Origin of the sequence: Opitutus sp. ER46 (genome assembly GCF_003054705.1) — a bacterium.
Taxonomy (GTDB): domain Bacteria; phylum Verrucomicrobiota; class Verrucomicrobiia; order Opitutales; family Opitutaceae; genus ER46.
This window is the reverse complement of sequence record NZ_QAYX01000008.1, coordinates 1-12,989: the sequence shown is the minus strand read 5'-3', so window position 1 is coordinate 12,989 and position 12,989 is coordinate 1. Positions and strand designations below refer to the sequence as shown.

Genomic DNA, 12,989 nt, shown 5'->3' with positions numbered 1-12,989 from the left:
CTCATATCAGCCGACAGGTTGGCGCATCCCGCGCCGCCTGTCGGCTACATGTCATCTTCAGTCCTTCCGCCTTTGCTCCTTCACCGCCACGAGCCGGACGAGGCGACCGGGTTTGCCAACGCGCTCAAAGGCCACGTAGAGCGATCCGTCGGGCGCCGTCTTGATGTCCCGAATCCTGCCCAGGCCGCGGAACAGCTCCTCGCGGTGCACGACGCGGTCCCCCTCCAGCACCACCCGCAGCAGCTTCTGCTGCGCGAGCGAACCCACGAAAAGTTGCCCGCGCCAGCGCGGGAACCGATCGCCGTCGTAGAACTCGATCGCGCTCACCGCGATCGAGGGTGTCCAGTTGATCACCGGCTGCTCCAGGCCGGGGGCCGCGGTGCGGTCCGATACCGGGGTGCCGTCGTAGTTGATGCCATAGGTGATCAGCGGCCAGCCGTAGTTTCGCCCCACTCGGATATGGTTGAGCTCGTCGCCGCCGCGCGGGCCGTGTTCCGTCTCCCAAAGATTTCCCGTCGCGCGGTCGATGGTCAGCCCCTGCGGGTTCCGCACGCCCACCGCCCAGATGGACGGCCACGCGTCCCGCGTGCGCCCGAAGGGATTGTCCGCCGGTATCCGCCCATCGCGGTACACCCGGTGAATCTTGCCGAACGGTGAGCGCAGGTCCTGAGCCTTGCCCGTCGTGCCTTCCTCCATCCCGCGCTCGCCGATGCCGAAAAACAGGTACTCCCCCTGGAAGACGAGCCGCCCGCCGTAGAGGACATAACTCCGGGGATATTGCGTTGGGTCGAGGGCGAACACCGTCTGCTGGTCAATCCACGCGCCGTCGCGCAGCCGCCCCCGCACGATCTTGTTCATCGAGCTCCCCTGCGGGCCGGGATCGCTGAACGTGAGGTACACCCAGCCATTGCGCGCATAATCCGGGTCCACCGCCACCGCCATCAGCCCCGACTCCTGCCGCGCCACCACCGGCGGCGTGCCGCGCACCGGCTCAGGCGCGAGCCGCCCGCCCTCGATCACCCGCAGCCGGCCTGCCCGCTCCGTTACCAGGATCCGCCCGTCCGGCAGGAACACGAACGACCACGGCACCTCGAGACCTTCAACCACGGTCTCGAAGCGATAGGCGTGCTCCTCGCTGCGCTGCGGCTCCAGCGGCAACCCGTCGGCCAACGCGCCCAGGGGATCCGTCGTTCGCGTTCCCGTCTCCCGCATCAGCGCGATCAATCCATGCACCTCCGCCGGGTTCAGCGTCTCTCGAAAGGCCGGCATCCCACTCTCTGGATAACCTTCCCGGATCGATCGCTCCAACGCGGCGTCGTCCCCGCCGTGCTTCCACTCCCTGCCCAGCAGCGAAGGGGCCTTGCCGCCGCGCATGTCGGCGCCGTGGCAGCCGCTGCACGTCTCCATATACAGGCGCCCGACGTCGCGGCCCGCTGGCGCGGCGCTGACGAGCGCCCCGCACCGCCCGCCCAGGAAGAGAACGAGGAAGAACCGAAATGAGTTGCTCACAAGGTGATGAAAATGAACCGCCACCGACCCGCGCGGCCCACCCGGGTGCCCGGCGAATCCATCCCGCCGGCAATCCCCGCCATCGCCGGCGCGGGACGCTGGAATTACCGCGATTTCGCCCGTGAAACGTCGCCAGTCGATTTGCCGTCGTCAGCTCTTCACCTAATCTAGGCCGGTTCAACGCGCCGGCTGCCGCACGTTGGCGTGCAGAGGCACCGCTCCTCGGCGCATTTCTTCCTCCACCCCCATCCCCGCCATGAAGGACGCTTCCCGCCCGCTCCGGCTGCCCCTCCTCACCGCGTTTGTCGCCGTCCTCCTCGCCACGCTCCTGCGCTGGTGGCCCCTCGACACGCTCGGGGGCCGGGTGCCATGGGTCACGTTCTATCCTGCCGTCATCATTGCCGCGCTTTACGGCGGCTTCCTGCCAGGGGTCATCGCCACCACACTCTCCGGCGTCGCCGCGTGGCTCGTGGTGCCGCACCTCGTCGGCGCGCCGGTCATCAAGGACGTCGTCGACTCGGTCGGCTTGCTGGCCTTTGTGCTTACCGGCACCGCCGTCTCCGCCCTCGCCGAAGCCCGCTGGCGATCCCAGGCGCACGAGCGGCAGGCCAGTCTCGAACGCGACCAGATGTTCAACCTGTCGCCGGACATGTTGTGCCTCGCGACCCCGGACGGCTTCTTTCGGCGGGTAAACCCGGCTTTCACCCGCGCGCTTGGTTGGTCCGAACCGGAGCTGCTTGCCCGGCCCATCCTTGAGTTCATCCACCCCGAGGATCGCCCGGCGACGGAGCGCGAATTTGCCCGCCCCACCGCTGTCGGCGGGGAGATTCTCCAGTTCGAGAACCGCTGGCAGCACCGCGATGGCTCCTGGCACTGGCTCTCCTGGCGCTACGTGACCCAACCCGATCGTCACCGCTACGCCAGCGCCCGTGACATCACCACCTACAAGCAAGCGCAGGAGGCGCTTGCCCGGGCCGAGCGCGAGAACGCCACCGAGCAGGCCCGCATCGCCTTCATCTTCCAGACGATTCCGATCGGCATCGCCCTGACGCGCACCGACGCGCTCGGCCGCGAATCCCGCGTCATCAACGAGGCCCACCTCCGGCTCTGCGGCATCACGCGCGCCCAGGCCGACGAACCCGGCATCTTCCAACGCCTGACCCACCCCGACGATCGGCTCCGCCAGGCCCCCTTCCTGTCCAGTGTGGCCGCCGGCGACTGCGTTCATTACGCGATGGACAAACGCTACGTCCGGGCCGACGGCAGCGTGGTCTGGGTGCTGTTCTCGTTCCACCGCCGCACCCTGCCGGCAGGCGGCTTCGAAGATCTCACGTTCGTCGTGGACATCACGGAGCGAAAACGGGTCGAGGACGAACTCCGGCAGAGCCAGGAGAAGCTCGCCGTGACCCTGCAGTCCATCGGCGACGCCGTGCTCGCGACCGACACGAATGGCCGGGTCTCGCACCTGAACCCGGTGGGGGAGCAACTCACCGGCTGGCCGATGGCGGAGGCGTTGGGCCGGCCCGTGGGGGAGGTGTTCCGCGTCATCAACGAAGAGACCCGCGAACCCGCCGGGATCCCGGTGGAGCGCGTGCTCGCCACGGGAATGGTGCAGGGGCTGGCCAACCACACGCTGTTGATCGCGCGTGATGGCACCGAACACCCGATCGCCGACAGCGCCGCGCCCATTCGCGATGCCGCCCAGAACACCCTGGGCGTGGTGCTCGTTTTCCACGACGTCACCCGCCAGCGCGAGGCCGAGCGCCGGATCGCCGCGCTGCTGCAGGAGTCAAAAGACATCCGCACCGCCCTGGACGAGCACTCGATCGTCGCCATCACCGACCCACAGGGCCGGATCACGTTCGTGAACGACCAGTTCTGCACGATTTCCGGCTACCCCCGCGAAGCCCTGCTCGGCCGCGACCACCGCATGCTCAACTCGGGCCACCATCCGAAGACGTTCATCCGCGACCTTTGGAATACCATCCTGCAAGGCCGCGTCTGGAAGGGCCTGATCAAGAACCGCGCGAAGGACGGCTCGTATTATTGGACGGATACCACGATCGTGCCATTCCACCGCGCCGACGGCCGTCCGTACCAGTTCGTCGCCGTGCGGACCGACATCACCGCCCGCATGCAGGCCGAGGAGGAACTGCACCGGCTCAACACCGAACTCGAGCATCGCGTCGAGGAACGCACCGCGGAGATTCGCCAGGCGCTCGCCACGCTCGATGCCACGCTCGACGGCGCCTTCGCCTTCGCTCCGGACACCCTTCGCTTCACGTTCGTCAACCGCGGCGCCATGCGCCAACTGGGCTACACGCGCGAGGAACTCCTCGGCATGAAACTCACCGACATCGAGCGCAACGCGTCCGAAGCCGACGTCCGCCGCGCCATCGAACCGCTCCGCCGCGGCGAGAAAAGCGTGCTCACGTTTAGCCGGAACCACCGGCACAAGGACGGGCATGAGTTCCCCGTCGAGATGAACCTGCAGCACGTGACGCCGGCCGGCGGGGCGCCCCGGTTCATCGCGATCGTCCGCGACGTGACCGAGCGCAAGAAGGCGGAGCAACTGGCCTACCGCTCGCAGCGACTGGAATCGCTGGGCACGCTCGCCGGCGGCGTCGCCCACGACCTGAACAACGCGCTTTCGCCCATCCTGATGGGGATCGAGATGATCCGCATGCAACACCCGGCGGAAGCGGGGCTCATCGACCTCCTGCAGACCAGTGCCAAACGCGCGGCCGACATGGTGCGCCAGCTCCTCACCTTCGCCCGCGGAGCCGAAGGCGCCAGCGTACCGGTGCAGACGAGCAGCCTCCTGCGGGAGATGCAGAAGATCATCGAGGGCACGTTTCCCAAGAACGTGCAATTGGTGGTCCGCGCGGGGCAGGATCTTCCGCCGGTCTCGGGCGACCCCACCCAGTTGCACCAGGTGCTGCTCAATCTCTGCGTCAATGCCCGCGACGCCATGCCCAACGGCGGCACGCTGCGGCTCGAGACGCAGGCGGTCACGGTCGACGCCACCTTCGCGAGTTCGCTGCCCGATGCCCGGCCCGGCGAATTCGTGACCCTCCGGGTCACCGATTCCGGCACCGGCATCCCGCCGGAGCTCATCGACCGCATCTTCGATCCATTCTTCACGACCAAGGGCCCCGACAAGGGCACAGGCCTCGGGCTCTCGACCGTTCTCGGCATCGTCCGCGGCCATGGCGGTTTCATCCAGGTGTACTCCCATCCCGCCAAGGGCTCCGCCTTCACGGTTTACCTGCCCGCCCTCGACACCCGCGCCACGCCGGCCGTGATCCAGCCCGAAGGCGCCGCCTTCCACGGGACCGGCGAGAGCATCCTATTCGTCGACGACGAGCCAGCGATGCGCGAAACCGCCCGCGTCGTGCTCCAGCGGCTCAACTTCAAACCGATCACCGCCACCGACGGCGCCGATGGGCTCATCCGTGCCGCCGAACACCGGGATAGTATCCGCGCCGTCATCACCGATCTCCATATGCCGCACATGGACGGCCTTATGTTTCTGCGCGCCCTGCGCCGCATGCTGCCCAACGTGGCAGTCGCCGTGATCAGCGGCCGGCTGGAGGAAAAGGAAACCGAGGAGTGCCGCTCGCTGGGCGTCGCCACGTACCTCGACAAACCCTTCACCGAGCACCAACTCGGCGAGGTCCTTCGCACCCTCCTGGCCCAGAAGTAGCCCCCCTCGTTCTCGTTCTCGGCCGGCTCCTGCCGGCCGAAAACGTAGGTGATCCGAACGATCGGTCCGATCTTCCCCACTGCCGCTCCACCCCCAGCTCCGGCGCGCGCCGCGATCGCGTGTCCGCCTTCGGCCTTCTGTTCTCAGCCAGCCTTCGTTCTTTCAGCCTTCGCTTTCTCCACGTCCTGGAACTGCAGCGCGTGGAGCCTCGCGTAGAGGCCGCCGCGGGCGAGCAGTTCGGAATGCGTGCCGTGCTCCGCCAGCCGCCCCTGCTCCATCACCAGGATCAGGTCCGCCTTCTGAATGGTGGAAAGCCGATGCGCGATGACGAACGTCGTCCGGCCTTTCATCAGCCGCTCCATTGCCTCCTGGATCAGTCGCTCGGACTGCGTGTCCAGCGCGCTCGTCGCCTCGTCAAAGATCAGGATCCGCGGATCGCGCAGGATCGCTCGCGCAATCGCGATGCGCTGCCGCTGACCACCCGAAAGCTTCACCCCGCGCTCGCCCACCACCGTCGCGTAGCCATCCGGCAACTCGGCAATGAATCCATGCGCATTCGCCGCCTCGGTCGCCTCCCGCACCTGCTCCGGCGTCGCATCCGCCCGCCCGTACTTGATATTGTCCTCGAGCGTGCCGGAAAACAGCACGTTCTCCTGCAGCACGATGCCGATTTGCCGGCGCAGCGACTCCACCGTCACGTCGCGCACATCGCACCCGTCCACCCGCACGCCCCCAGAGGCCACGTCGTAGAAACGCGCCACCAGGTTCACGATCGTGCTCTTGCCGGACCCGCTCGGCCCGACGATTGCCACCACCTTGCCGGCGGGCGCCAGGAAACTGACGTCGGTGAGCGTGCGCGGACGGCCGGCACCCGGCATTTCGAGCTCGTAGTCGAAGCACACATTCTGGAACTCCACGTCGCCCCGCACCGGCGGCAACACGCCGGCGCCCGGCCGGTCGCTCACATCCGGCTTGGTGTCGAGCAGCGCCCAGATGTTTTCCAGGGAGGTCGAGGCGCGCTGGAACACCGCCGCCAGGTCGACGAAGCGCACGATCGGCGGGAAAACGAACGCGATGTAGGCGTTGAACGCGACCAGCGTGCCAACCTGCATCTCCCCGCGCAGGACAAGCCATCCACCATACCCGAGCACGATGAGCGCACCCAGCGAGCCGAGGATATCCGCCACGACCGAGAGCCGCGTGTTGCGCATCACGATCTGCGAAAAGTTGAAGTAGTCCGCATTGATCCCGCTGGCGAAGGCCGTCGTCTCCGACGCCTCCCGGGTAAATGACTTCACCACCCGCGCCGCCGCCACGCGCTCGTTCAGAAACCCCACCACGCGGTCCCAGTTGTCGCGGTGCACGCGACTCTCCTCCCGCATCCGGCGCCGGTTGTAGAGGTAGTTCAGCGCAAACAGTGGCATCACGAGCGTCACCGCCAGCGCCAGCCGCCAGTCGATAAAAAAGAGGAACCCCAGCACCCCCACGATCGTCACCGAGTCCGCGATCACCGTGATCAGGAAGCCGTTCGTCAGGTGATAGACTTCGTTCGTGTCCTGCGAGATCCGCGAGGTCACCTTGCCGGTCTGGTTGGCGTCGAAGTAGCGCAACGAGAGCGTCTGCAGGTGGGCGAAGAGCTGGATGCGCACGTCGCACACGATCCGCATCGCGCTGAACTGCAGGACCCGGTTGCGCACCATCGTCAGCCAGCCGCGCAATAGAAACAACGCCGCGAAAGCCGCGAGCAGCCAGCCGAGCTGGTGGAGGTCACGCTTCGGCAGCGCCTCATCGATGATGAGCTTGAAGATCCAGGGGGCCGGCAGCGTGAGCAGCGTGGCCACGAGGATCAGCAGGACGCCAAAGGCAATCCGCCAGCGGTGGGGTCGGGTCAGCGTAAAGAAACGTCCAAAGGTGCCGTTCGCCATGTGGGTGGGCTCCGGTCAAAGCGACTTTGCGCCCGAAGCCAATCATTGAAGTGAAAGTGAAGGTGAGAGTGAGCACACGGTGGCGCCGCCATACGCCCGGCGGCCTCCCTGACCTCGCCTTCTTCTCCCATTTTACCTATTCCCCTCCACGTTCCTCTTCTTAGCTCGGCCGCCGCGATCCACTTTCACTCTCACTTTCACTTTCACTCCCTTTGCTTCCCGACTCCAACCGCCGGATCCGCTATGCTCGTGGCTATGCCGAGCTTGGGCTTTTGCGTGAAGCGGCCCGGGAGCTGGCGGCGGTCGTCGGGGAGGACCGCGAGACGCCCGATTTTCTGCTCGCCCGACTGCAGGTCGCCATGGAGCGCAAGCAGTGGAAGACCGTCGTGACCACCGGCCGCCGGCTCGCCCAGCTCACCCCCGACCTCGAGGTCGCCTGGCTGCACTGGGCGTATGCTTTGCGCGAGCTCAACCGGATCAAGGAGGCAAAAGCCGTCCTGCTTGAGGCGGAGCCGCTCCACGGCGGCAAGTCCGCCACCCTGCACTATAATCTCGCGTGCTATCACTGTCTCCTCGGCGAAATGGCCGACGCCCGCGCCCGACTGCGCGTTGCCTGCGAACTCCATCCTGATTTCAAGCAGGCCGCCCGCGAAGACCGCGATCTCGAGGCCATGTGGCCCGAGCTGTCGGCCGGGTGACCGGCGCGCGCGCAGAGGATGCCGCGGGCTTGCCTCTGCCGTCGCCAATGTGAGCATTTGCCGTCGTGCAAGCGTCCCGCTCCGGATCCATCGCGTATCGTGTCTTCGCCCTCTGCCTGCTGTTCTCGGCGTTCGCCCTGCCGACGCAAGCGGCCGTCCAGGGTGAGGTGACGACCGCCGAAGTCCGCCAGTTCCTGGTCGCGCTCGCCGATGATTACCCGGCTGCGCCCGCACAGGCCTTGATCAACCGGGTGGCCGAGAACGCGATGGTCAACCGCATCTTCCGGTCTCCCGTCGCCGGGAACGGGAAGCCGTGGCCGGGGTGGCGCCACGGGGTGCTCCCGGCCTTGGAGGGGATGCTCACCGGGCTCGACAAATTCTCCATGTTTGTAGCCGCACGGCCCATCCGGACGGACGACGGTCCGCGCTTGGAGTGCCAGTTGCTCAATGCAGACGGCGCCCCGCGGCTCCTCGTGCTCACGCTGGTTCGCACCGCCCACGGCAAGATCGGCATCTCCGACATTGAAATCAGCGGCATCGCCATGACGTTCACGACGAACGTGCGCCATCTGTACATTATCGAGGGCGTCTCGGTCAGCGACCTCGACAGCGAGGAGCTTGAGTTGACGGCATTCACGGCCAACTACGGCGCGCTGATTCGCGGGGCCATGAAACAGTTCGTAGACGGCGACATCGAGGAAGCCTACACGCTGTGGCGGAAGTTGCCGGAGGACTTTCACCGCACCCGCATCTGGAAGTATATCCAACTTTCCACAGCCGGACGGGGGAGCCAACGCGCGTTGACCGACGCGATGGGCGATCTGCGGGCCACGCCGGCCTCAGACCCATTTCTCCGCCTTGATCTCTATGCCGGGGCGTCGGATTTCGCCGGCGCTCTCCGCGCGGTGGACGACATTCTCGTCCAGCACCAGGAGCCGGTGGCCTTTCGTTGCGTGAAGGCGAACCTGCTCCTGCTGGCGGGGCAGCCCGCCCAGTCCTACGCGCTCTATGAGGACATCGTGGATCTCGCTCCCTACGCGGTTATCGCCTATCTGGGCGGCGCCAAAGTTGCGCAATCAATGGGGCGGCCCGACCTCGCCCGCCTCATGGTCCAACGCTGGGGCCGGATCGCCGCCCCACCGGATATCGACAAGACGCTCAGCGCAATCCCGGAATTCGCGCCGCTGCGCGCAAGCGCGGAATACCAGGCCTGGCTCAAGGCTGCGCCGCCGAACTCGGCGGTGCCTTCGCAGCCGGCTTCTGCAGCGCCATCCCCAGAGACTCCATGATTCCTTCCACGCTGTCGCAAAAACGGCCCATGTGTTCCGCGGCGACGAAATCCCCGGTCACGCGCAGGTCGTACTGAAGCAACCAGCGTCGGCCGACGACACTCCGCTCGAGCCGGAACTCCAGCCCCTCGGTTCGAACCAGTTCGGGTTGCTGCTGGGCCGGCATGTCGAAGGGCAACTCCACTTCGATGCGGTGACGCACGAACTTGTCGCTTGGTAACGCATACGGCCATTGCCGCCGCCGCGTATCCGGAAGGTCGAGGATCGAGCGAATGGCATACGCGTAGGTCACCACCGACTCCTGCTCTCCGTCGGTGCGCACAAACCCCGGCAGCCGGTATTTCGCCCGGATCGTGATCTTGTTCATTCCGGCGTCGTCCACCACGACCGGGGCCTCGACCTCCTCGAGCCGGCGGTAGAACCGCGCGATGAAGTTGAACCAACCCTTGCTCCGCTCGTCCGCGGAAATGCTGTCGATCCGCTGGCGAAAATAGTCGGCGTCGATGCCAGTAAGCGTCGCTTCCGTCGCCAGCGTCGCGTCGGTCGAGTCGGGCACCAGCGTGATGCGGTCGAGGGTCATCATTGTCGGTTCCGCTGCCGCCGCGGCAGGGATGTCCACCAAGTCGTTCTGCCCGGGGCGGACAAGAAGCCCGGTCCGGTAAGGCGGAAACGCCCACTTTCCCGCCTGCCCCTGCTGGTGCTTGATCGTCGGATCAATCCAGCGCAGCGGCCCGGTGCCCAGGCGGTACGCGACAACGGCGTGGTTGAAGGCATTGGGGTCCGGCCGCACGCGGTGCAGGCGATCACGCCATTGGGTGCTGACCAGTGTGGGCCAGGCCTCGATCCCCAGCCCGCGCAGGAGCGCCACCAGGAGCAGCGACTTGTCTTTGCAGTCGCCGTAGCGGGTCGCGCACACCTCGGCCAGGGGCCGGGGGCGCAATCGCTGCTGGCCGAACTCCAGTGCAAAATACCGCACGTCGTTCTGCACCCAGCGCACGGCCGCCGCAAGGCGCTGCTCGGGTTCCGGCTGCATCTGCCACTCCTTGAGGAGCGCAGGCAGTGGATCCGGCAGCGGCGACGAGAAAACGAACAACGGCTCCGCCCATGCCACGACATCGCTCCACGCCATGAAACTGGTGAGGCGCAAACGCGGCCAGTACGGGAACGCCTTGCCCGGCAGGTTGCCATCAAACTTGATCGCCTCCAAGTCCCGTGCCTCCCACCGCAGCAACCGTGAAGGCTCGAGCGACTCGTCCGTCAGCGCCGATTGCAGGTCCGGGATGCGGTAGAGCGCATCCGGCAGCCCGTACGTACCCTCCGGCACCAAGAAGGCCGCGCGAACCCGCGGCCCGCCCTCCGGCAGATGGATGACGATTCGCTCGTGTCGCACCGGATACATGGCACCGAGGTCGTGTCGCGCCGTCAGCTGACCGTCGAACAGCGGGTTGTGATAATGCAGGGTGTACGCCGTCTCGACAACGTCGCCCACCCGCACGTCGCTCAACACCGCGGCGTACGTCGTCTCGCCCGTGAGCATCTGCTCCTCCAGCGCCAGTTCGCGCTGCAGCTTCTTAAATTCGGTCGTCGGCAGCCGGTCCATGGGCTGCCCGTCGCGGTGGATCGTCAGCGTGTGCCACGTCACCCGCTCGAACTCCGGAGTGATCTGGTTCGTCGGGTGCGCGACGGCATTCACGGCGCTGGCCGAGAGCACGCGTACAACCTGGTGAAAATAGAAATCACTGCCGTGCGTCGTAAGGTTGTCCTGCGAGTCCGCCAGCAGGATCTCCCCCGCCACCCCGACGGGCGGTTTGCCGGTCGACAGCGTCCAGGCCACATCCTCGACCCAAGCGGGCCGCGGCCCGACGCTCAGCGCGGGATCCACCGCCGTGCCCACCGCCGGCGCCTCGGCGGCCCGAAGCCCGAACGCGGTCGCCGCCAGCAGGTACAGGCAGACCAGCGGGCAAGAGGCGGCGACGCGTTTCTTTGGCTGAAGCAAAACCCCACGACAGCAAGCGCTCATCCCGCCAACGCTCCCGGGGAACCGCGTCAGGGGTCAAGGCCCCATTGGCCCCTCCCTGTCCCGGTTCGCAGTAATCGCCGCCAGGCCTAGGATGCCCGCGCTTCGGCCGCGCCGGCGGCGCCGACCTCTTGCCCGCTCAGCGCCTGCTCGATGGCAGCGACACGCGGAGGCGTGTTGAGGGCGAGAACCTGGAGTTCATCGACGATCCTGTCCAGGTGCTCGAGCTCGCCCTTGCCGCCTTCGACCTGCTGGCGCAGCCCGGTGAACGTCGCGTGCAGCGACTCGCCGTCGCGGAGTCGCGACACCTCGGTCATGCCCGAAACCTGGGCGACCTGGATGAAGAGGATGTCCTTGCGCAGCTGTTCCTTTGCCTCGAGCACCTCGGGCACGCAGACCTGCACCCGCCCCATCGCCCGGGCGGCGTTGCCGATCGTGCTCGTGCTGGCGGCGCGCAGGTCTGCGATCATCGTCTGCCAGCGTTCGCGCTCCGCACCTTCGTGTCGCTGCTGCGCGCTCTCCGCCAGGAAACTGAGCAGCATTTCCACCTGTATCCGCGCCGCGGAGAGGTTGGAGGTGACGTCGTTGACCGCCCCCGTCGTGCGCAGGATCCGCTCCGCAAAGACACCGACGTGGCGCGAAAGCGTCTGGCCGTGGCCATTCAGCGCCTGGGCGACGGTCCCGAGCGCGATGCCCTCGGCGCCGAGGGGATGCGCCGCGATGTGCGCATTCAGCGCGTTCAGTCGAAACTCATCCGAGATCCGCTGCACCTCATCCTGGTGAATCCGGATGTTGCGGCAGATCTCCACAAACGCGTCGAGCGACGAGAACAGCCCGCTGAGCCCCTGGTACACCTGGAGCCCGAGGGCGTAGAGCTGGCCGAGCTCCGCCTGGCTGTTCTCCTCACCCGTGACTCCCAGTTCCTCCGGAAACAGCCGCAGCCGGCGCGACGCGACCTCCGCATCACGGCTCTTGATCTCGGTGTTGAGCGCATGGTGGCTGAACGCATCGTACGTCGCGTAGCCCAACTTCTCCACCTCCGCCTGCAGCAGGGCCACGCCCACCTCCGCCGCGTTCCCCTCGCTCTCGCCCCGCTCGAGCGCCGCCGCCTCGCCCTCCTGCAGCCGGCGATACAGCGCCTCGATCGTGCGCAACAGCGGCGACGTCGGCTTGATACGGACCGACAGGTAGCCGCGCGCAATCGGCACGATCACGGCAAACACCCAGTAGTGGTTTCCGTTGCGCGCCTGGTTCTTCACGTAACCCATGAAGAGCCGCCCCGCGCGGATCGTCTTCCACATCTGGTGAAACACTGCCCGCGGCATCGCCGGACTGCGCACGAGGTTGTGCGGCTGGCCAAACATCTCCTCGAACGGAAAGCCGCTGGTCCGGCAGAACACCTCGTTGCCGGCCGTGATCAGCCCCCGCAAATCCGTCGTCGAAAAGAAGGTCTCAGCAACGTCGAACGTCTGCGACTGGCCCGTAGGCGGTGTAGACTGCACTTTCATGCGAACAAGGAAGGGAGCGCGGCTGGAATGAGGGCGAAAATCGAGCCTGTCACGGCTGGGGGCGCCCTTGTAAAGGGCAAGGGCGGAAGATACTTACGCCGCCCACCACCTGAGTTCCCGTCCCCGTTCTCGTTCTCGGCCGGCTCCCGCCGGCCGAACCCAAGCGACCGGCCTGATCAGCCCGATCCGACCGATCGGCCCGCCCCAACCCGCGGCCAATCACTGCGCCCCCACCGCCGCCCCGACGGCTCGCCTGCGGTTTCAGCCTTTCAGCCCTGCTATGAGGCCGATTACGGCAAGCGCAAAAAGTCCGCCCGCGGCGCACGAGTAGTGCGCA

At 66.8% G+C, this 12,989-nt stretch carries 7 protein-coding genes; 3 read left to right on the top strand and 4 right to left on the bottom strand.

The features are described 5' to 3' along the window. Positions 1-57: 57 nt before the first annotated feature. Positions 58-1,509, bottom strand: a complete 1,452-nt coding sequence (locus DB354_RS00115) for a PQQ-dependent sugar dehydrogenase (RefSeq protein WP_233256503.1) — start codon at positions 1,507-1,509, stop codon at positions 58-60. Positions 1,510-1,765: 256 nt separating this feature from the next. On the opposite strand from DB354_RS00115, the gene DB354_RS00110 reads away from it, so the two are divergent. Next, positions 1,766-5,215, top strand: coding sequence for a PAS domain S-box protein (locus tag DB354_RS00110; protein ID WP_107833398.1), 3,450 nt, complete (start codon positions 1,766-1,768; stop codon positions 5,213-5,215). Positions 5,216-5,358: 143 nt separating this feature from the next. Here the strand turns inward: DB354_RS00110 and DB354_RS00105 are convergent, their stop codons facing one another. Continuing rightward, a complete protein-coding gene (locus DB354_RS00105) occupies positions 5,359-7,140 on the bottom strand; it encodes an ABC transporter ATP-binding protein (protein WP_233256502.1) in 1,782 nt (593 codons plus the stop codon). A 212-nt stretch (positions 7,141-7,352) separates the two neighbouring features. On the opposite strand from DB354_RS00105, the gene DB354_RS00100 reads away from it, so the two are divergent. Then, positions 7,353-7,838, top strand: a complete 486-nt coding sequence (locus tag DB354_RS00100; protein WP_107833397.1) for a hypothetical protein — start codon at positions 7,353-7,355, stop codon at positions 7,836-7,838. A 65-nt stretch (positions 7,839-7,903) separates the two neighbouring features. Continuing rightward, positions 7,904-9,127, top strand: coding sequence for a hypothetical protein (locus DB354_RS00095; protein ID WP_107833396.1), 1,224 nt, complete (start codon positions 7,904-7,906; stop codon positions 9,125-9,127). Here the strand turns inward: DB354_RS00095 and DB354_RS00090 are convergent. Together DB354_RS00090 and DB354_RS22140 are read right to left on the bottom strand one after the other, a co-directional pair. Further along, positions 9,054-11,123 (bottom strand): DUF3857 domain-containing protein, encoded by a 2,070-nt coding sequence (locus DB354_RS00090; protein WP_158277290.1) that lies wholly within the window; start codon positions 11,121-11,123, stop codon positions 9,054-9,056. The two genes, DB354_RS00095 and DB354_RS00090, sit on opposite strands and share 74 nt — an antisense overlap. 110 nt (positions 11,124-11,233) lie before the next feature. Next, the gene (locus DB354_RS22140) at positions 11,234-12,652 is read right to left on the bottom strand and encodes a PAS domain-containing protein (protein WP_107833394.1); all 1,419 of its coding nucleotides are present in this window, start codon (positions 12,650-12,652) and stop codon (positions 11,234-11,236) included. Between the last annotated feature and the right edge of the window lie 337 nt (positions 12,653-12,989).

What these genes read in the sequence shown, in the direction of transcription:
- DB354_RS00110 (WP_107833398.1), top strand. Translation starts at nt 1,766, where the DNA reads ATGAAGGACGCTTCCCGCCCGCTCCGGCTGCCCCTCCTCACCGCGTTT.
- DB354_RS00105 (WP_233256502.1), bottom strand. Translation starts at nt 7,140, where the DNA reads ATGGCGAACGGCACCTTTGGACGTTTCTTTACGCTGACCCGACCCCAC.
- DB354_RS22140 (WP_107833394.1), bottom strand. Translation starts at nt 12,652, where the DNA reads ATGAAAGTGCAGTCTACACCGCCTACGGGCCAGTCGCAGACGTTCGAC.